This window comes from Streptomyces sp. Da 82-17 (assembly GCF_046098215.1).
GTDB lineage: Bacteria > Actinomycetota > Actinomycetes > Streptomycetales > Streptomycetaceae > Streptomyces.
This window is the reverse complement of record NZ_JBJURH010000016.1, coordinates 161697-179112: the sequence shown is the minus strand read 5'-3', so window position 1 is coordinate 179112 and position 17416 is coordinate 161697. Positions and strand designations below refer to the sequence as shown.

At 73.2% G+C, this 17416-nt stretch carries 16 protein-coding genes and 1 pseudogene; 4 read left to right on the top strand and 13 right to left on the bottom strand.

Annotated elements, in window-relative coordinates:
* From ACIDOF_RS25670 to ACIDOF_RS25630, 9 genes and pseudogenes are all read right to left on the bottom strand, one after another.
* Nucleotides 1-808: pseudogene (locus ACIDOF_RS25670) on the bottom strand (hypothetical protein); the annotation flags it as partial.
* On the bottom strand, nucleotides 805-3654 hold the full coding sequence (locus ACIDOF_RS25665) for an SNF2-related protein (RefSeq protein ID WP_409008445.1): 2850 nt from the start codon (nucleotides 3652-3654) through the stop codon (nucleotides 805-807). The pseudogene ACIDOF_RS25670 and the gene ACIDOF_RS25665, both read right to left, overlap by 4 nt.
* Nucleotides 3655-3751: 97 nt before the next feature.
* Nucleotides 3752-4330 (bottom strand): sugar kinase, encoded by a 579-nt coding sequence (locus ACIDOF_RS25660; protein WP_409008444.1) that lies wholly within the window; start codon nucleotides 4328-4330, stop codon nucleotides 3752-3754.
* A complete protein-coding gene (locus ACIDOF_RS25655; protein WP_409008443.1) occupies nucleotides 4331-5488 on the bottom strand; it encodes an ROK family glucokinase in 1158 nt (385 codons plus the stop codon).
* A gap of 73 nt (nucleotides 5489-5561) precedes the next feature.
* Complete coding sequence (locus ACIDOF_RS25650; protein ID WP_409008442.1) at nucleotides 5562-6380, bottom strand: ATP-binding cassette domain-containing protein; 819 nt, start codon at nucleotides 6378-6380, stop codon at nucleotides 5562-5564.
* Nucleotides 6377-7441: an ABC transporter permease gene (locus tag ACIDOF_RS25645; protein WP_409008441.1), complete on the bottom strand. Its 1065-nt coding sequence runs from the start codon at nucleotides 7439-7441 to the stop codon at nucleotides 6377-6379. Before ACIDOF_RS25645 ends, ACIDOF_RS25650 begins: the two co-directional genes overlap by 4 nt.
* Entirely contained in the window at nucleotides 7438-8439 is a 1002-nt protein-coding gene (locus tag ACIDOF_RS25640) for a sugar ABC transporter substrate-binding protein (RefSeq protein ID WP_409008481.1), read from the bottom strand. The genes ACIDOF_RS25645 and ACIDOF_RS25640 overlap by 4 nt, the downstream gene beginning before the upstream one ends.
* 182 nt (nucleotides 8440-8621) lie before the next feature.
* The gene (locus ACIDOF_RS25635) at nucleotides 8622-9629 is read right to left on the bottom strand and encodes a sugar ABC transporter substrate-binding protein (RefSeq protein WP_409008440.1); all 1008 of its coding nucleotides are present in this window, start codon (nucleotides 9627-9629) and stop codon (nucleotides 8622-8624) included.
* Between the two features lie 123 nt (nucleotides 9630-9752).
* Nucleotides 9753-10472, bottom strand: coding sequence for a GntR family transcriptional regulator (locus ACIDOF_RS25630; protein WP_409008480.1), 720 nt, complete (start codon nucleotides 10470-10472; stop codon nucleotides 9753-9755).
* A gap of 245 nt (nucleotides 10473-10717) precedes the next feature.
* Here ACIDOF_RS25630 and ACIDOF_RS25625 point away from each other — a divergent pair, with 245 nt between their 5' ends.
* On the top strand, nucleotides 10718-11611 hold the full coding sequence (locus ACIDOF_RS25625) for a trypsin-like serine peptidase (RefSeq protein ID WP_409008439.1): 894 nt from the start codon (nucleotides 10718-10720) through the stop codon (nucleotides 11609-11611).
* Between the two features lie 24 nt (nucleotides 11612-11635).
* On the opposite strand, the gene ACIDOF_RS25620 is transcribed toward ACIDOF_RS25625, so the two are convergent.
* Nucleotides 11636-12448 carry an SAM-dependent methyltransferase gene (locus tag ACIDOF_RS25620; protein WP_409008479.1) on the bottom strand — a complete coding sequence of 271 codons (813 nt, stop codon included), beginning with the start codon at nucleotides 12446-12448 and terminating at the stop codon, nucleotides 11636-11638.
* A 187-nt stretch (nucleotides 12449-12635) separates the two neighbouring features.
* Here ACIDOF_RS25620 and ACIDOF_RS25615 point away from each other — a divergent pair, with 187 nt between their 5' ends.
* On the top strand, nucleotides 12636-13640 hold the full coding sequence (locus ACIDOF_RS25615; RefSeq protein ID WP_409008438.1) for a Gfo/Idh/MocA family oxidoreductase: 1005 nt from the start codon (nucleotides 12636-12638) through the stop codon (nucleotides 13638-13640).
* Nucleotides 13641-13798: 158 nt separating this feature from the next.
* On the opposite strand, the gene ACIDOF_RS25610 is transcribed toward ACIDOF_RS25615, so the two are convergent.
* Nucleotides 13799-14251: a PaaI family thioesterase gene (locus ACIDOF_RS25610; protein WP_409008437.1), complete on the bottom strand. Its 453-nt coding sequence runs from the start codon at nucleotides 14249-14251 to the stop codon at nucleotides 13799-13801.
* A gap of 115 nt (nucleotides 14252-14366) precedes the next feature.
* Between ACIDOF_RS25610 and ACIDOF_RS25605 the strand changes: the two genes are divergently transcribed.
* Complete coding sequence (locus ACIDOF_RS25605; protein WP_409008436.1) at nucleotides 14367-14873, top strand: GyrI-like domain-containing protein; 507 nt, start codon at nucleotides 14367-14369, stop codon at nucleotides 14871-14873.
* Nucleotides 14874-14997: 124 nt separating this feature from the next.
* Nucleotides 14998-15315: a hypothetical protein gene (locus tag ACIDOF_RS25600; RefSeq protein ID WP_409008435.1), complete on the top strand. Its 318-nt coding sequence runs from the start codon at nucleotides 14998-15000 to the stop codon at nucleotides 15313-15315.
* Between the two features lie 21 nt (nucleotides 15316-15336).
* Here the strand turns inward: ACIDOF_RS25600 and ACIDOF_RS25595 are convergent, their stop codons facing one another.
* Complete coding sequence (locus ACIDOF_RS25595; RefSeq protein ID WP_409008434.1) at nucleotides 15337-16056, bottom strand: response regulator; 720 nt, start codon at nucleotides 16054-16056, stop codon at nucleotides 15337-15339.
* Nucleotides 16053-17315, bottom strand: a complete 1263-nt coding sequence (locus ACIDOF_RS25590) for a sensor histidine kinase (protein ID WP_409008433.1) — start codon at nucleotides 17313-17315, stop codon at nucleotides 16053-16055. The genes ACIDOF_RS25595 and ACIDOF_RS25590 overlap by 4 nt, the downstream gene beginning before the upstream one ends.
* Nucleotides 17316-17416: the final 101 nt, after the last annotated feature.

The following is a 17416-nucleotide window of genomic DNA, read 5'->3' as shown; positions in this document are numbered from 1 at the left end:
GGGAGGTGGCGGGGGGGGAGGCGGTGGCGGTCGGGGCGGTAGGTGTCGGTTGGGGCGGGCCCTGCCGCGGGTCCTCGCTCAGGCGGCGGCGACGCCTGCTCGTCCGCACCGGCTTCGGCTCGTCCCGCGCCGCCCGCCGCCGCTCGGCACCGGCCTGCGCGAGCGCGGAACGCGCCGCCCGGGAAGGAGAGTTGGTGCGAGGCGGGGTGGTGGGGCGGGGTGGGGCGGTGGTGTCGGCTTGCCGGTCGGGTTCGTCCTGCCCCGGCCGGTCCTGGGGCGAGCCCGCTGCCGTGTGCGCCGCGCCCTCGCCCGGCTCGCGCGTCGAACGGCGGCCCTCGCGCGCCATCCGCTTCAACTCGCTGACGGTTTCGGCGGATTGACCCGTAGCACCGGAACCCGGGGTGGTACGGGAGGCCGCGGTACGGAGAGGGTCCGGTGCGCGTTTGCCGTCCTCGCCCTCGTCCTCGTCGTCGTCCGCGACGGGCTCTCGTCGCACCGCCTGCCCTCGCCGGGCGGCGCGCAGGGCTTCGCGCGCCACGTCACCGGGGCGCGGGGCGGCGGGTTCGGTGAGCTCGGTGAGTGCGGTGGGTTCGGCCGGTTCAGCGGACTCGGGGGCCGCGGCGGGTTCGGTGAGCTCGGCGGGCGCGGGAAGTTCGGTCGCCGAGGCAAGGGAGGCCGACGCCTCCCTCGACGGCTCCGCCCGTTCCGCCTGCTCCGCCCGCTCCGCCGCCTCTGTCCGGCGGGCCTCGCGCAGGGCGCGGCGGGCCGCCTGGGCCGGGGTCTCCGCACCGTCCGGTCGCGCGTTCATGCCGGCCTCCGCAGGGAGATCAGATCCGTCAGTTCACGATCCGTCAGTTCCGTGAGGGCCGACTCGCCCGAGCCGAGCACCGCGTCCGCGAGGGCCCGCTTCGAGGCGAGCATCTCGGCGATCCGGTCCTCCACCGTGCCCTCCGTGATGAGCCGGTGGACCTGCACCGGCTGGGTCTGCCCGATGCGGTACGCACGGTCGGTGGCCTGCTCCTCCACCGCCGGGTTCCACCAGCGGTCGAAGTGCACGACGTGCCCCGCGCGGGTGAGGTTGAGGCCCGTGCCCGCCGCCTTCAGGGAGAGGACGAGCACCGGCGTCGCCCCCGACTGGAAGCGGTCGACCATCCGCTCCCGCTCGGCCACCGGCGTACCGCCGTGCAGCAGTTCGGCGGGGATCGCGCGGCCCGCGAGGTGCTCGGCGATCAGCTCGGCCATGCCGACGTACTGCGTGAAGATCAGCGTCGAGCCGTCCTCCGCGAGGATCGTGTCCAACAGCTCGTCGAGCAGGTCGAGTTTGCCGGAGCGGCCCTCCAGGCGCACCGCCCCCGCGTGCTCGGCGGCCTCCTTCAGGTACTGCGCGGGGTGGTTGCAGATCTGCTTGAGCGCGCCGAGGAGCTTCAGGACGAGGCCGCGCCGCGCGATGCCCTGCGCGGCCTCGATCGCCGCCATCGACTCGCGGACCACCGCCTCGTACAGCGAGGCCTGCTCGCGGGAGAGCGGCACCGGGTGGTCGGTCTCCGTCTTGGGCGGCAGCTCGGGCACGATGCCCGGGTCGGACTTCTTGCGGCGCAGCAGGAACGGGCGGATCAGCCGGGCCAGGCGCTCCACGGCCTCGTCCTGCTCGCCGCCCTCCACCGCGCGCGCGTGCCGCGACCGGAACGCCTTGAGGGGGCCGAGCAGCCCCGGCGTCGTCCAGTCGAGGAGGGCCCACAGCTCGGACAGGTTGTTCTCCACCGGGGTGCCGGTCAGGGCGATGCGGGCCGGGGCCGGGAGGGTGCGCAGCGCCTTGGCCGTCGCCGAGTGGGGGTTCTTGACGTGCTGCGCCTCGTCGGCGACGACCATGCCCCAGGGCTGCTCGGCGAGACGCGGCGCTGCCGTGCGCATCGTGGCGTACGTGGTGAGGACGAAGCCGCCGTCCAGGTCGTCGAGCGAGCGGCTCGTGCCGTGGAAGCGGCGGACCGGGACGCCCGGCGCGAAGCGGGTGATCTCGCGCTGCCAGTTGCCGAGGAGGGAGGCGGGGCAGACGACCAGGGTGGGTTCGCGGCGCGCGCGGCGCAGGTGCAGGGCGATGAGCGTGACGGTCTTGCCGAGGCCCATGTCGTCCGCGAGGCAGCCGCCGAGGCCGAGCGAGGTCATGAGGTCGAGCCAGGCCAGCCCGCGCAGTTGGTAGTCCCGCAGGGTGGCGGCCAGGCCGGGCGGCGGCTCGGCGGGGGCGAGGCCCGCGGTGAGGCGGTCCCGCAGCTCGGCGAGCGCGCCGACCGGGACGGCCTCGACCTCCTCGCCGTCGACGTCGGCCGTGCCGGTGAGGGCGACCGACAGGGCGTCGACCGGGTCGAGCAGGCCGAGTTCGCGTTTGCGGGCCTTGCGGACCAGCTCCGGGTCGACGAGCACCCACTGGTCGCGCAGCCGCACCACGGGCCGGTGCGCCTCGGCGAGCTGGTCCATCTCGGCGTCGGTGAGCGGGTCCCCGCCGAGCGCCAACTGCCAGCGGAACTCCAGGAGATGCTCGGCTTCGAAGAAGCCGGTGCCGTCCGTCGCCGAGCCGGGGGCGGAGCGCACCATCGCGGCGGCCGACAGGTCCTGGGCGAGGTCCCGCGGCCAGTGCACCGCGACCCCGGCCGCGCCGAGGCGGGCGGCGGCCGTGCCGAGCAGGTCGTACAACTCGGTCTCGGAGAGCGGGAGTACGCCCGGGGTGTCCTGTTCGGTGAGGCGCTCCAGGGGCGGCCAGACGCGGGCCGCGCGGCGCAGGGCGAGGGCGGCGTCCACGCGGGCGCGCGGGCCGAAGGTCTCCTCGCCCTCGCCGTCCCACAGCGCGACCGCGTCGATGACGAGGGTGGGGTCGGCGAGGCTGTGCACCTGGACCACCGCCGCGCCCGCCGTGCGGTCCTCGTCGCTGCGGTCGAACAGGTCGCGGCCCGAGAGGTCGAGGCGGAGGGAGATGCGCACGCCCGCGTCCATGCCGGCGGCGGCCTCGGCGGCCCACTCGCGCGCGTGCGGCAGGCGCTGCGGGGCGCGCGCCGCGAACGGGGCGCCCACCGAGTGCGGCGCGGCCGGGGTGCGGGGCAGGGTGTCCGCGACCGCGTCGAGGAAGGCCCGCATCAGGGCCTCCGGCTGCGGGAGCTGCAGCGGAACGGCGTCTTCCAACGGGACGGCGTGGCCCTCGTACGGCAGCGCGGCGGCGAGGGAGCGCAGCTGCTCGACGTCGGCGCTCTCCAGCGGGCCCGCGCGCCAGGCGTCCAGGTCGTCCGGGGTGAGGCCGGGCAGCAGGCGGCCGCGGGCGACCAGGCGCAGGGCGAGGTGGGCGGCGGCGCCCCAGCAGGCCGTGGCGGGGTGGGCGGCCGGGTGGCGGTGGGCGGCGAGCAGCAGCGGCAGGGCCTCGCCGACGCCGAGGGTGAGGGCGGGCGCGGTGGCCCTGCGGACGACGGCGCCCCTGCTGCGGACGACCGTGAGCTCGGCGGCAGTGCCCGGTGCCTCGGGCAGGGGGGCGCCGTCGGGGTGCCAGAGGGCGATGCGGCCCTCGCGGGGCAGGGCGGCGGGCAGGAAGACCGCGGCGAGCCGCAGCCGCGGATCGGCCCCCGCCCGCTCGTGTCGTGCCGAGGCTTCGGTTCGTTCCCTTGTTTCGGTCATGGCGCAGCTCACCCCCTCCGGACAGCCGTCGATCGGACGTCTACGACTCTACGGAGGGGCACTGACAATCGGCCGTGAGGCGGCCGTGCGCGGACGGCTACGGGTTGGCCGTCGCGACGACGTAGACCATCGGGTGGTGGGAGTTGCTGCGGTCCACGTACACGTCGTGGCTGGGGCGCGGGTCGTCCTGCTCGTGCTCCAGGCCGTAGTACGGGCCGGGGTTGGTGAAGGTCCAGCCGACGACGGAGCGGTCGCGCTTGCTGAGCGGCATCTCGTCCTTCTTCAGGTCCGAGACGTCCTTGTCCATGCTCTTGAGGAACTTCTTCAGGCCCTCGTTGCTGGTGAGGAACTGGACGTACAGCCGGCTGGTGCGCCAGTTGTTGGTCTCGTAGTACGCGACGCGGCGGGAGTAGCTCGGGATCGGCACCTCGTAGATGCGGCGCTGCACGCGCGAGGGCCAGGCCGAGGTCAGGCCCGTCGCCGAGTACTTCTCCTCCTTGTCGCGGCCGCTGTCGCGGCTCTGGCCCGCGGAGACCGCCAGGTAGCCGGCGGGGATGCCGATGAGGAGCACGATGATGATCGCCGTCAGCCAGCGGCGGCGGATCATGTGCTTGCGGTCCTCGGGCGGCTTCGACCCCTCCGGCGGCGTGGGCTGACGGGGCACGGACGGGGTCATCTACTTGTTTCCCTGGGTGTGGCGAGTGGTGGTGCGGATCGCCTGCGCGTAGCGCTCGTACCGTTCGTAGCGCTCGAGTCTGCGCCGGTTGGCGCGGCGGAAGCGGCGGGCGACGAGGCGCGCCAGGTCGGCCGCGCCCACCATGCCGGCCTCGGGCCCCAGCTGGGCCTTGGCGATGCGGGCCTCCGGGCGGTAGCCGCGGCCGGTGAGGTGGCGGCGGAAGGCGTCCCGGGCGGGCCCGATGAGGAGGTCGTCGGCGGCGCTGACGCCGCCGCCGATGACGAAGCAGGAGGGGTCGAGGGCGGCGGCGAGGTTGGCGATGCCGACGCCGAGCCACTGCCCGATGTCCTGCAGCAGCTCGACGCACATCGCGTCGCCCTCGCGCGCCAGCTCGGTGATGAGCGGGCCGGTGATGTCGGGGATCTGGCCCTTGACGCGCTCGATGATGTTGTACGCCACCGGGGAGTCGGCGGCGGCAAGTTCGCGGGCCTCGCGGACCAGGGCGTTGCCCGAGCTGTACTGCTCCCAGCAGCCGCGGTTGCCGCACGGGCAGCGGTGGCCGCCGGGCACGACCTGCATGTGCCCGAACTCGCCGGCGACGCCGAACTTGCCGCGCTTGACCCGGCCGTCCTCCAGGATGGCGCCGCCGATGCCGGTGCCGAGGGTGATCATGACGAGGTGGTCCTCGCCCGCGCCCGCGCCGAAGCGCCACTCGGCCCAGGCCGCGGTGTTGGCGTCGTTGTCGACCATCACCGGGACGGCGAGGCGGGACTGCAGGGAGTCGCGCAGGGGTTCGTTGCGCCAGGAGAGGTGCGGGGCGAACAGGACGCGGTTGCGGTCCGCGTCGACCCAGCCGGCGGCGCCGATGCCGACCGCGTGGACGTCGTGCCGGTCGGACAGGTCGAGCACCAGCTCGCAGATGGTGTCCTCGACGACCTTCGGGCTCTTCGACTTGTCCGGCGTCTCGGTCCTGACCTTCTCCAGGATCTGGCCGTCCGCGTCGACCACGCCGGCCATCACCTTCGTACCGCCGATGTCGATGCCGACGGTCGGCACGCGGGGGGCGGAGAGGTGGGAGCGGCGCTCGCGGGTGCCGACGGTCCGCAGGACGGTGGCGCGCGCGGAGCCGCGGTGTGCGAAGTCGCGGTAGGTGCTCATCGGGGCGATTCTACGGGGGCCGGATGTCAAGACTCGGTGAGGTGCGACCGCGCGGGACGCGCCGCGGGGCCGGTCACTCGCCCTGGGCCCGCTCCAGTTCGTGGCTCAGTTCCTCCAGCTCCGAGCCGCCCGCCATCTGCCGGGTCAGCTCGTCCAGGCCGATCTGGGAGCGCAGGTGACTGCCCGCCATGGTGCCGCGCTTGAGGAGCACGAAGCGGTCGCCGACCAGGTACGCGTGGTGCGGGTTGTGCGTGATGAGGACCACGCCGAGGCCTGCGTCACGCGCGGCCGCCACATACTTCAGGACTACGCCGGACTGCTTCACGCCGAGCGCCGCGGTCGGTTCGTCGAGTACGAGGACCTTGGCGCCGAAGTACACCGCGCGGGCGATGGCCACGCACTGGCGCTCGCCGCCGGAGAGGGTGCCGATGGGCTGGTCGACGTCGCGCAGGTCGATGCCCATGCGGAGCAGCTCCGCGTGCGTGGTGCGGCGCATCAGGTCGACGTCGAGGCGCTTGAAGGGGCCGCTTCCCTTGGTCGGTTCGGAGCCGAGGAAGAAGTTCCGCCAGACCGGCATCAGCGGGACGACGGCCAGGTCCTGGTAGACGGTGGCGATGCCGCGGTCCAGGGCGTCGCGCGGGTTGGTGAGGCGGGTCTCCTCGCCCTCGATGCGGAAGGTGCCCGCGTCGTGCTGGTGCAGGCCCGCGATGATCTTGATGAGGGTGGACTTGCCGGCGCCGTTGTCGCCGAGCACGCAGGACACCTCGCCGGCGTGCACCGTCAGGGAGACGCCTTCGAGGGCGCGGATGTTGCCGTAGTACTTGCTGACCGAGTCGAGCTCGACGAGCGGGGCGTCCGCCTCGTCGCCGGCCGCCTTCTCCAGAGTGGTCATTTCGTGGCCTCCGCGCGCTTGCGGACCCAGTGGTTCAGGAGGGTCGCCAGGAGGAGCATCGCTCCGAGGAAGAACTTGTACCAGTCGGCGTTCCACTCCGCGTACACGATGCCCTTGCCGGTCATGCCGAAGATGAACGCGCCGAACGCCGAGCCGATCGCGGAGCCGTATCCGCCGGTGATCAGGGAGCCGCCGATGACGGCCGCGACGATGTAGATGAGCTCGTTGCCGACGCCCTCGCCGGACTGCACCGCGTCGAACGAGAACAGCAGGTGCTGGCCCGACACCCAGGCGGCGAAAGCGACTCCCATATAGAGCCCGATTTTGGTCTTGATGACGGGGACGCCGACCGCGCGGGCCGCGTCCATGTTGCCGCCGACCGCGAAGATCCAGTTGCCCGCGCGGGTGCGGAGCAGGATCCAGGTGGCGACGGCGACGAGCGCGATCCACCACAGGATCGTCACCTTGAACGCGACCCCGCCGATGGTGAACTGCGAGGCGAACAGCGCCTTCGCGGACTCGAAGCCCTCCATGTCGGCGATCGTCTTGGTGGAGACGGTGCCGCTGATCAGCTTGGTGAAGCCCAGGTTGAGCCCGGTGAGCATCAGGAACGTGCCGAGCGTGATGATGAAGCTCGGCAGTTTCGTACGGGTCAGCATGTAGCCGTTGAAGACGCCGATGGCGAGCGTGGTGAGCAGCGAGACGCCCACGCCGACCCACACGTTGGCCGTCATCTGGTAGCTGAACATCGACGAGATCAGCGCGGAGCTGGTCACCAGGACGCCCGCCGACAGGTCGAACTCGCCGCCGATCATCAGCAGCGCCACCGGCACCGCCATGATCCCGATGGTCGACGAGGCGTACAGGACCGTCGACAGGCTGGACGCGCGCAGGAAGCTGTCCGCGGCGAACGCGAAGAACACGAACACGGCGATCGCGCCGACCACCGCGCCCAGTTCGGGCCGGCCGAGCAGCTTGCGCAGCAGCGAGGTCTTCAGCAGACGCTCGTCGACGTCCTTGTCCAGCTTGTCCGGCGTCGGGGCCGGGGCGGTCGCACTCATCGGGTCCCCCGCTTCGCGAGCTCCTCCAGCTTGCCGGCGTCCTTCTCGGTGACGATCTCCGGCCCGGTCAGGACGGGCCGGCCGCCGCCGAGGACGTCGGCGTTGTACTTGTACAGCCACAGCAGGTCGACCGCCTCGTACCCCTGGAGGTACGGCTGCTGGTCGACGGCGAAGCCGAGGGTGCGGGACTTGAGGCCCGCGGCGACCTTCGCGTTCAGGTCGAAGGTGTCGATCTCCGCCTTGCTGCCCACGTCCTCCTTGGCCTTGACCGCGGTGTCGGCGAAGGGCGCGCCGAGCGTGACCACCGCGTCGATGCCGGAGTCGGCCTGCAGCTTGGCGCTGATGCCGGACTGGACGTCGGGCATGTTGGTGCCGTCGACGTACAGGTTCTGCATCCTGCCGTCGAACGTCTTCCTGGCGCCCGCGCAGCGCTGCTCGTGGCCGACGTTGCCCTGCTCGTGCAGGACGCACAGGGCCTTCTTCTTCCCGCGCTTGTTGAGCTCCTCGCCGACCGCCTCGCCGGCGATCACCTCGTCCTGGCCGATGTGTGCGAGGGCGCCGAACTTCTTGGACTCGGCGGAGCCGGAGTTGACGGTGATCACCGGGATGCCGGCCTTGCGGGCGCGGTCCAGGGACGCCTTCATCGCGTCGGGCTTGGCGAGGGTGACGATCAGGCCGTCGACCTTCTTGTCGATGTACGAGTCGACCAGCTGGGCCTGTTCCTTGCCCTCGTCGTGGTTGGCGTACAGGAAGTTGATGTTGTCCTTGACGGCGGCCTGTTCGGCGCCGCCGCGGACGATGTCCCAGAAGGTGTCGCCGTCGCCCGAGTGGGTGACCATGCCGATCGTCCAGCGCGGGGTGTCGACCGCGGCCCGGCCCTGCGCCTGGGCCTTCCGGGCGTCCTCGGCGCGCTTGCCGCCGGTGCTGCTGCAACCGGTCAGCGCGATGCCGAGCACCGCCGCGAGCGCGATGCCTGCCCAGGTGCGAACTCTTGCCACGAAGTCGTGCCCTTCTCGCTGTACTGCTGCGTGGTGCCGCGGGGCGGGCCGGCGGCTCGCCCCGAACGCCCCAGTATCGGTCACGGCGATCACGGGTGCGGGCAGCGGGGTCGCCGGGTGCCGTTCCCGCTCGGTCGCCGGGTGCTGTTCGGCGTCGGTCACCGGGTGCCGTTCGGCCTCCGTCACCGGGTGCCGTTCGCGGTGAGTCTCTCCAGCTTCGGCACGTCCTTCTTCGTCACGATCGCGGGTCCGGTGAGGACGGGCTTCCCGCCGCCGGTGACGTTGCCGTTGACGCGGTGGAGCCAGAGGCCGTCGACGGCCAGGTAGCCCTGGAGGTACGGCTGCTGGTCGACGGCGAAGCCGATCTCGTCGGCCTTGAGCTGCTTCACCACCTCGGCGTTGAGGTCGAACGTGTCGATCTCCGCGTCGCTGCCCGAGTCCCGCTTGGCCTGCGCCGCGGCCTCCGCGAAGGGCGCGCCGAGCGTGACGACGGTGTCGAAGTCGGCGCCCGAGTTCAGCTTGGCCTGGATCGTCGACTGCGACTCGGGCATGTTCGTGCCGTTGACGTTGAGGTTCTCCACCGTGCCGTCGAACGTCTTCTTCACGCCCGCGCAGCGCTCCTCCAGGGAGACGTTGCCCTGCTCGTGGATGACGCACAGGGCCTTCTTCCGGCCGCGTTCGTTCAGCTCCTCGCCGACCGCCTCGCCCGCCACGGCCTCGTCCTGGCCGATGTGCGTGAGCGCCCCGAACTCCTGCGAGAACTGTGCCCCCGAGTTGATCGTCACGACCGGGATGCCCGCCTTGCCGGCCTTGGCGAGCACGGCCTTCATGGCCTCGGGCTTGGCGAGCGTGACGATCAGGCCGTCGACCTTCTTGTCGATGTACGACTGGACCAGCTCGGCCTGTTCCTTCGCCTCCTTGTTGTTGGCGTAGAGGAACTCGACGTTGTCCTTCGCGGCGGCCTGTTTCGCGCCCTTCTGGACGATGTCCCAGAACGTGTCGCCCTCGCCGGAGTGCGTCACCATGCCGATCTTCAGGCGCGGCCCCGAGGCCTTGCCGCCGGGCGCGGCCGCGTCGGTCTCCTCCTCGGCGCCCTTGCCGCCGGAGCCGCTGCACCCGGCGAGGAGGGCGAGCACCGCCGCGCAGGCGGCAACTCCGGTGACTCTGCGGGCTGTTCGGGCAGTGCGCATGGATGGACCCACCCCTCCTCCGGGCCGCCCGGGTGCGGCTTGAGGTGTTCTAGCGGGGGCGCGCGGGGCCGTCAATGACTTTGTCAGAACATACGGACCTCACGGCGGCTCGCGATGGCCGCTTCAGGGCCGTACGAGGAGCTGGAACTCGAAGGAGTAGCGGGAGGCGCGGTAGATGTGCGTGCCGAACTCGACCGGGCGGCCGGTGTCGTCGAAGGTCGTGCGGGCCATCGTGAGCAGCGGCGCCCCGGCGGGCTCGGCGAGCAGCTGTCCCTCCGACTCGGTGGCCGCGCGGGCGCCGACGGTCTGCCGGGCGCTGTGCAGGGTGATGCCGGCGCCGCGCATCAGGCGGTAGAGCCCGGTGGTTTCGAGGCGGGCGGTCTCCGGGGCGAAGAGGCCGACGGGCAGGTGGTTCGTGAGGTACGCCATGGGCTCGTCGTGGGCGAGCCGGAGCCGTTCGACGCGGTGCACGTCGGCGCCCTCCGCGAGGCCGAGGGCGGCGGCGACCTCGGCGGACGCGGGCTCGACGGCGTTGCGCACGACGCGGGTGGCGGGGCGCTGGCCGGCCGCCTCCAGGTCGTCGTACAGGCTGCTGAGCTCCAGGGGGCGCTTGACCTGGCTGTGCACGACCTGCGTGCCGACGCCTCTGCGGCGGACGAGGAGGCCCTTGTCGACGAGGGACTGGATGGCCTGCCGGACGGTGGGCCGGGACAGTCCGAGGCCCTTGGCGAGGTCGATCTCGTTGCCGAGGAGGCTGCCCGGGGCGAGCCTGCCCTGCTCGATGGCCGCCTCCAGCTGCTGGGACAGCTGGAAGTACAGCGGGACGGGGCTGCTGCGGTCCACGCTGAGCTGGAGCGACTCGGCCTGATCGGCGGGGGGCTTGGGCACGGGCCGAGCGTAGTCGTGGCTCATGTTGACGGGAAGTCCTGAAGTTCGATTGTCCGGACATGGGAGGACCGCACGGGAGGCAGCTCCTGCGGGCACTCCGGCAGGTGCTCGGCGGGCGCTCCGGCGGGCGGATCGCCCCGCCCGGGCCTAGCGTCGTTCGAGGGGGCGAGGGACACGCGCAGAGGCCGAGGAGGTACGGCATGCGTCGTCTGGTGCCGCCCGCGCTCGCGGTGGCCGCGGTCGCGGCCGTGCTCGCGGGGAACATGCCGGCGGGCCCGCGGGACGGTGCGTCGTACGACAGGGCCGCGCTGAGCGAGGTCACGTTCACGGCGGCCGAGCGGCGCGCGACCCTCGCGTACTGGGCGCCGGACCGCATGCGGGACGTCGGCGCGCGCACCCTCGGGCGGGACTCCGCTTCCGTGCGGCCGTGGGGCGGGGCCGGGCGGCCGGAGATGCGGACGGTGGGGCGGCTGTTCTTCACGGACGAGCAGGGGCGGGACTCGTACTGCACGGCCACGGCGGTGCAAGCGCGGAACAGGTCGACGGCGATGACGGCCGGGCACTGTGTGCAGCTGCCCGCGTCGCCCGGAAACCACCACACCAACATGGTGTTCGTGCCGGGCTATGCCGAAAACCGGCTCCCCTACGGGGTGTTCGTGGTGCGGGCGCTCGTGATGCCGCGCAGTTGGGAGCGGGACGCGACGACGGATGTGGCGGCCGTGGTGGTGGACGCGCGGCCGGGAGGGGCGCTGACGGACACGGTCGGCGGGCAGCGGCTCGCGGTGGGCCGGAAACCGGGCGGGAAGGTGACGGTTTTCGGCTATCCGGACAGCCGGGAGGAGCGCGGTGAGCGGCTCATGTACTGCTCGGGTACGACGTCGGCGGCGTCGGGCGGGCAGCAGCGCGTGCCGTGCCCGATGGAGGGCGGGTCGAGCGGCGGGCCCTGGCTGGCGGACTTCGACGCGCGGACGGGCCGGGGCGTGCTGGTCTCCGTGAACAGTTTCGGGGACGAGGCGGAGGAGGGCTCGGTCATGGAGGGCGAGGTGCTCGGCCCGGTCGCGGGTCACGTACGCGACCGGGCGGGCGAGTTGTGAGCCGTCACCGCACAATCGGCCGTCTCAGGGCTTGCGTGCCACCCCCGCGTACATGGGCACGGGCGAGCCGTCCCTGACCTCGTCCTGGGCGAGCTCGGGCCGCCAGTCCGGGACCCAGACGACGCCCGGATCGACCAGGTCGAGGCCGTCGAAGAGGCTGGTGAACTCCTCGCGGGAGCGGGGTACGAGGGTCACGCCGCCCGCCTTGTAGAGGGCGACGGCCTCCTTCGTGCGCTCCGGGTCGTAGTCGGAGGACACGTTGGTCAGGGTGAGGTGGCTGCCCGGGGCCGCGGCGGCCATCAGCAGCCGGACGGTCTCGCGGGCGCCCTCCTCGTCGGGCACGAAGTGCAGGACCGCGTTCAGGGAGACGGCGACCGGGCGGTCGAAGTCCAGGGTCTTCGCGGCCAGTTCGAGTATCCGCTGCGGTTCGCGGACATCGACCTGGAGGTAGTCCGTCGCCCCCTCGTCGGTGCCGCGCAGCAGGGCCGCCGCGTGGGCGAGGACGATCGGGTCGTTGTCGCCGTACACCACGCGGGACTCGGGGGCGACGGTCTGGGCGACCCGGTGCAGGTTGGGCTCCGTGGGGATGCCGGAGCCGATGTCGAGGAACTGCCGGAGGCCGGCCGCGCCCGCGAGGTACCGCGTCGCCCGGTGCATGAACCAGCGGTTGTGCTGCGCCGCGTACTTGGCCGTCGGTTCGAGCAGGGCGATCTGGCGGCCGAGCTCCTCGTCCACCGGGTAGTTGTCCTTGCCGCCGAGATACCAGTCGTACACGCGGGCCGGGTGCGGCTTGCTGGTGTCGATCACCTTGGCGTCGATCACCTCGGTGTCGGTCACCTTCGCGTCGGTCGCCTTGGCATCGGTCACCGGGCCGCGGCCGCTCTCGGACGTCTCCGTCATACGTCAACTCCCTTGGCTGCATGGGGTGTTCGAGTGTAGGCGGGCGGGCGGCACACGACCCCGGCGATGCGAATGTCCTGACAAATGCTGGACGCGGTGCGGGCGGCGGTGCCAGGTTGGGGGCATGCGCATCGGACTCATCGGAACAGGTCGTATCGGTTCGTTCCACGCGGCGGCGCTCGCCCGGCACCCCGCGGTGGACGCTCTGCTCGTCGCCGACGCGGATCCCCTGCGGGCGGCGGACCTCGCGGGCCGCACGGGCGCGGACGCGGCGGCCGACGTCGACGCGGTGTTCGCGGCCGGGGTGGACGCCCTCGTGATCACCGCGGCGACCTCGGCGCACGCCGCGCTCATCGGCCGGGCGGCGCGGGCCGGGCTCCCCACGTTCTGCGAGAAGCCGATCGCCCTCGACCTGCCGGGCACGCTGACCGCGCTCCAGGAGGTCGAGCGGTCCGGCGGGGTCCTCCAACTCGGCTTCCAGCGCCGCTTCGACGCGGGGTACGCGGCCGCGCGCGCGGCGGTACGGGAGGGCAGGCTCGGGCGGCTGCACACGGTGCGGGCGATCACCTCCGACCCGGCGCCGCCGCCCGCCGCGTATCTGCCGCTGTCGGGCGGGCTGTACCGGGACTGCCTGGTCCACGACTTCGACGCGCTGCGCTGGGTGACGGGGCGGGAGGTGCGGGAGGTGTACGCCGTCGGCTCGGACACCGGCCCGGCGATGTTCCGCGAGGCGGACGACGTGGACACGGCGGCGGTCGTCCTCACCCTCGACGACGGCACGCTCGCCACGGCGACGGCGACGCGCTGCAACGGCGCGGGGTACGACGTGCGGATGGAACTCGCCGGTGAGCGGGACCAGTTGGCGGTCGGCTGGGACGACCGCACGCCCCTCACGTCCGCCGAGCCGGGCGGGCCCGCGGCCCCGGAGAAGCCCTGGCCGGGCTTCCTCGAGCGGTTCGCCCCGGCGTACGAGGCGGAGCTGGCGGCGTTCGTCGAGCTGGCGCGCGGCGAGCGCGAGAACCCGTGCGACGGCCACGAGGCGCTGCACGCCCTGCGCATCGCGGAGGCCTGCGAGGTCTCGCGGCGCGAGCGCAGGCCGGTACGCATCGCGGAGATCGCGGTCACCTGACCGGGGATTCCGTGCCCCGTCAGGGGCGCGGGGAACTGCGCGATCAGCCACGACGGCGGGCCGGCCGAACACCGCCGGGGCCGCGCGGCGCCAGCCGCATATCGGACGCAGCCGGGAAGGAGCGGGAGGAGGAAGAGAGCAGGCTCGAAGGACGAGACTCACCCCTGCGCCGCACCAGCCGAAAGCACCGTCCCCTGCGCCACCGCGCACACCCTCTCCGCACCCGCCTCGTCGACGGTCACGAGGTCGCAGCGGACCACGGCCTGCCGGCGCCCGCTGTGCACGACCTCGGCCCGCGCCACGAGCACGCGCCCGCGCGCGGGGCGCACGTACTGGATCGAGAAGCCGCCGGTGAGGACCGCCGGCCCGAGGGCCGTGCCCGCGGCGAACGTGATCGCGTTGTCCGCCGCGTACGAGACGACACCGCCGTGCAGATGACCGTTCTGCTGCTGCAACTCCTCGCGGACATCGAGCTCCAGCGTCGCCCCGCCGTCCCCGAACGCCGTGATCCGCGCCCCGAGCAGTCGGCTGAACGGCTGGGCGTCCAGGGTCCGCCGGGCCGCGGCGAGGTCGAGGGCGGGCAGGTCGGCGGCGGGCGCGGGCTGCGTCATCGTACGGATCTCCTCTGCTCAGCGTGCGGCCTTCGCGAACCTACAGGGGCCGCCGGGCCGGGCCCAGTCTGCGAGCCGGGGTGCGGGGCGGGGCGCGCACCGGCAGGATCGGCCCATGGCGAACCAACCGAGGATCGAGGAACGTCCCGAGCAGCCCTTCGTGGGTGTCAGGGGCCGGGTCACCTGGGACACGTTCGGGCAGCTCGCGGACCGGCTGCCGGAGATCGTGGGCTGGCTCGGCGAACGCGGCATCCCCGTCGCGGACGGCCCGTTCTTCAAGTACGAGGTGCTCGACCCGGACGACCGTACGCGGGAGTTCGAGGTGATGGCGGGGGTGCCGGTCGGCGAGCGGGTGCGGATCCCGCCGGGCGAGCTCCTCGTGGGCGCGCTGCCGGCGGGCCGCTATGTGACGGTCCGCCATGTCGGCCACCCCGACGAGCTGTTCGCGGTCACGACGACGGTCCTGAAGTGGGCGGCGGCGAAGGGCCTGGAGTGGGACATGGAGCGTACGGAGGAGGGCGAGGTGTGGGCCTGCCGCCTGGAGAGCTACAAGACGGACCCGCGTGAGGAGCCCGACCTCACCAAGTGGGAGACGGAACTGGCGTTCCGGCTGCGGGACTGAGGTGCTTGGGGGCGGGGACTGAGGGGGGCCACGGGTGACCGGATCCCGCCGTCGGCGCGCCGCCGCACGAGGTTATGCTCGACGCAGGATTTGAACTCGTTCAAAACTCCAGGGGGATCCGCTCATGACCACGACACCGACGCCGACCGCCAAGACCTCGGCCACCACCGCGCCCACCCGCTCCGACTCCCCCGCCGTCGCCCTCGGCCCCACCGCTCTGGTGCTCGGCGTGCTCTCGACGGTGGGGCTCTGGGTCCCGGAGCTGTTCGTGGTCACCCTGCCCTGGACGATCATCGGCGGCGGCCTGGGCCTCACGCTCGGCCTGGCCGGTATCCATCAGGCCCGCCTGGGGGTCGGCCGGATGTGGGCGTCGGTCGTCGGCACGGTGGCCGGGGCGGCGTCGTTCGGGTGGATCTTCTGGCTGTTCCTGTCGGTGAGCTGACCACCGGCGAGGACCCGGCCCTCAGGCCCCGTCCTCCGCCTCCAGCAGACCCGCGTCGTGGGCCAACAGCGCGATCTGCACACGGTTGTTGAGGTCCAGTTTCGTGAGGATGCGGCTCACGTGCGCCTTGACCGTGGCGACGCTCATGTACAGCTGGGCCGCGATCTCCGCGTTGGAGCGGCCGCGGCCGACCGCCACCGCGACCTCGCGTTCGCGTTCGGCGAGGACGGCGAGGCGGGCGGCGGCCCGGCCGCGGCGGTCGCTGTACGGGTCGGGGCCCGCCGCGCGGGCGATGAGCTGGCGGGTGACCGTCGGCGACAGGACCGGGTCGCCCGCGGCGACGCGACGTACCGCCGAGACGATCTCCGCGGGCGGGGTGTCCTTGAGGACGAAGCCCGCCGCGCCCGCGCGCAGCGCACGCAGCACCTGCTCGTCGGCGTGGAACGTGGTGAGGACGACGACCTCGGGCGCGTCCGGGCGGGCGCGCAGCTCCTCGGTGGCGGTGAGGCCGTCGACCTTCGGCATGCGCAGGTCCATGAGGACCACGTCGGGCTTCAACTCCGCGACGCGCGCGGGGACTTCGGCCCCGTCGGCGGCCTCCCCGACGATCTCGACGCCGTCGGCCCCGCCGAACATCAGGGAGAGGCCCGCGCGTACCAGCGGGTCGTCGTCGACGAGCAGCAGCCGGACAGGGGTCGGCCCGGCGTCCGGGGCGGGCGTGGCGTCCACGTTCGAGGTCATGCCGCCCACGGTAGCCAGGCCGTCACGTGGAAGCCGCCGTCGCCCTCCGGTCCGTGCGTGAGGCGGCCTCCCGCGAGCATGGCCCGTTCGGTGAGGCCGATCAGCCCCTGCCCCGAGCCGGGCACGTCCGGCACGTCGCCGGGCGGGGCGGGGTTGTGCACCTCGACGGTCAGGCCGTCGCCGGGTGCGCCGGTGACGCGGACGGTGACCTCGGCGCCGGGCGCGTGCTTGCGGGCGTTGGTGAGGCCCTCCTGGGCGATGCGGTACGCGTTCCGCCCGGCGCCGGCGGGAACGGACGCGGGGTCGGCGACCCGGTTGTCGAGGGTGATCTTCATGCCGGCGGCGCGGGACTCGGCGACGAGTGCGTCGAGCGCGGCGAGCGTGGGCTGGGGCCGGCCGCCCTCGTCGGAGGCGTCGGCGTCGTCGGCGCGCAGTACGCCGATGATCTCGCGCAGGTCCTGCAGGGCCTCGTGGGCGCTGTCCCGGATGACGCCGGCGGCCCGGGCGATCTCCTGCTCGGGGGCGTCGGGCCGGAACTCCAGGGCGCCCGCGTGCACGCTGAGCAGGGTGAGCCGGTGGGCCAGTACGTCGTGCATCTCGCGGGCGATGGCCTCGCGGGCGAGCCGTTGCGCCGCCTTGGCGCGCAGCGCCGCCTCGGCCTCGGCGCGTTCGGCGCGCTCACGGAGGCTGAGCAGGAGCTGACGCCGGGAGCGTACGAACATGCCCCAGCCGATGACGCAGACGGAGACGGTCATCGCGAAGGTGACGGTCGCCGGGTACGGCAGGTCGGGGTCGGGGCGCAGCGCGTAGAAGAGCGGGACGAGGGCGAGGGAGACGCCGCCGATCCACGCCACGTACCGGAACGGGCGGTGCACGGCGAGGGTGAAGACGGCGACGGCGGTCGCGCCGCCCGCGGTGTCGGAGACCACGCTGACCGGCACCATCGCGAGGGCCAGGCCGACCGGCCAGCGGCGGCGCAGCCAGACGGCGGCGCAGGCCAGGGCGCCGACGATCTGGTCGATCTCGACGACGGTGTGCGGCAGGAGCGGGTTGTCGCGGACCTCGGACGCGCCGACCAGGCCGAGGGCGAAGGCCGCGAGGAAGCAGCCGAAGTCGACCACCCAGTCCCGGGCGGTGCGCTGCGGCCGGCCGTTCCTGATCCGGTCGGGGTCGAGTTCGGCGGCGACGGCGGCGGGCAGCAGACTGGGCCACCGGTACTCGGGGCCCGGCGTGGGGTCGGCCGGGGGCGGCTGCTGCATACCTCTCATGGTCGGCAAAACTATGCGGCGCCGCAGCCGTACGGGCGCCGCGGGCGCGGACCGTAGCCGAAAGTCGCGGGGCTCTCGACCTTCGGACCGGG

Excerpts from the sequence above, each read along its gene's own strand:
- ACIDOF_RS25645 (WP_409008441.1), bottom strand. The coding sequence starts at position 7,441 with ATGAGTGCGACCGCCCCGGCCCCGACGCCGGACAAGCTGGACAAGGAC.
- ACIDOF_RS25605 (WP_409008436.1), top strand. The coding sequence starts at position 14,367 with ATGGCGAACCAACCGAGGATCGAGGAACGTCCCGAGCAGCCCTTCGTG.
- ACIDOF_RS25665 (WP_409008445.1), bottom strand. The coding sequence starts at position 3,654 with ATGACCGAAACAAGGGAACGAACCGAAGCCTCGGCACGACACGAGCGG.
- ACIDOF_RS25610 (WP_409008437.1), bottom strand. The coding sequence starts at position 14,251 with ATGACGCAGCCCGCGCCCGCCGCCGACCTGCCCGCCCTCGACCTCGCC.
- ACIDOF_RS25655 (WP_409008443.1), bottom strand. The coding sequence starts at position 5,488 with ATGAGCACCTACCGCGACTTCGCACACCGCGGCTCCGCGCGCGCCACC.
- ACIDOF_RS25635 (WP_409008440.1), bottom strand. The coding sequence starts at position 9,629 with ATGCGCACTGCCCGAACAGCCCGCAGAGTCACCGGAGTTGCCGCCTGC.
- ACIDOF_RS25590 (WP_409008433.1), bottom strand. The coding sequence starts at position 17,315 with ATGCAGCAGCCGCCCCCGGCCGACCCCACGCCGGGCCCCGAGTACCGG.
- ACIDOF_RS25625 (WP_409008439.1), top strand. The coding sequence starts at position 10,718 with ATGCGTCGTCTGGTGCCGCCCGCGCTCGCGGTGGCCGCGGTCGCGGCC.
- ACIDOF_RS25650 (WP_409008442.1), bottom strand. The coding sequence starts at position 6,380 with ATGACCACTCTGGAGAAGGCGGCCGGCGACGAGGCGGACGCCCCGCTC.
- ACIDOF_RS25595 (WP_409008434.1), bottom strand. The coding sequence starts at position 16,056 with ATGACCTCGAACGTGGACGCCACGCCCGCCCCGGACGCCGGGCCGACC.
- ACIDOF_RS25615 (WP_409008438.1), top strand. The coding sequence starts at position 12,636 with ATGCGCATCGGACTCATCGGAACAGGTCGTATCGGTTCGTTCCACGCG.
- ACIDOF_RS25600 (WP_409008435.1), top strand. The coding sequence starts at position 14,998 with ATGACCACGACACCGACGCCGACCGCCAAGACCTCGGCCACCACCGCG.
- ACIDOF_RS25660 (WP_409008444.1), bottom strand. The coding sequence starts at position 4,330 with ATGACCCCGTCCGTGCCCCGTCAGCCCACGCCGCCGGAGGGGTCGAAG.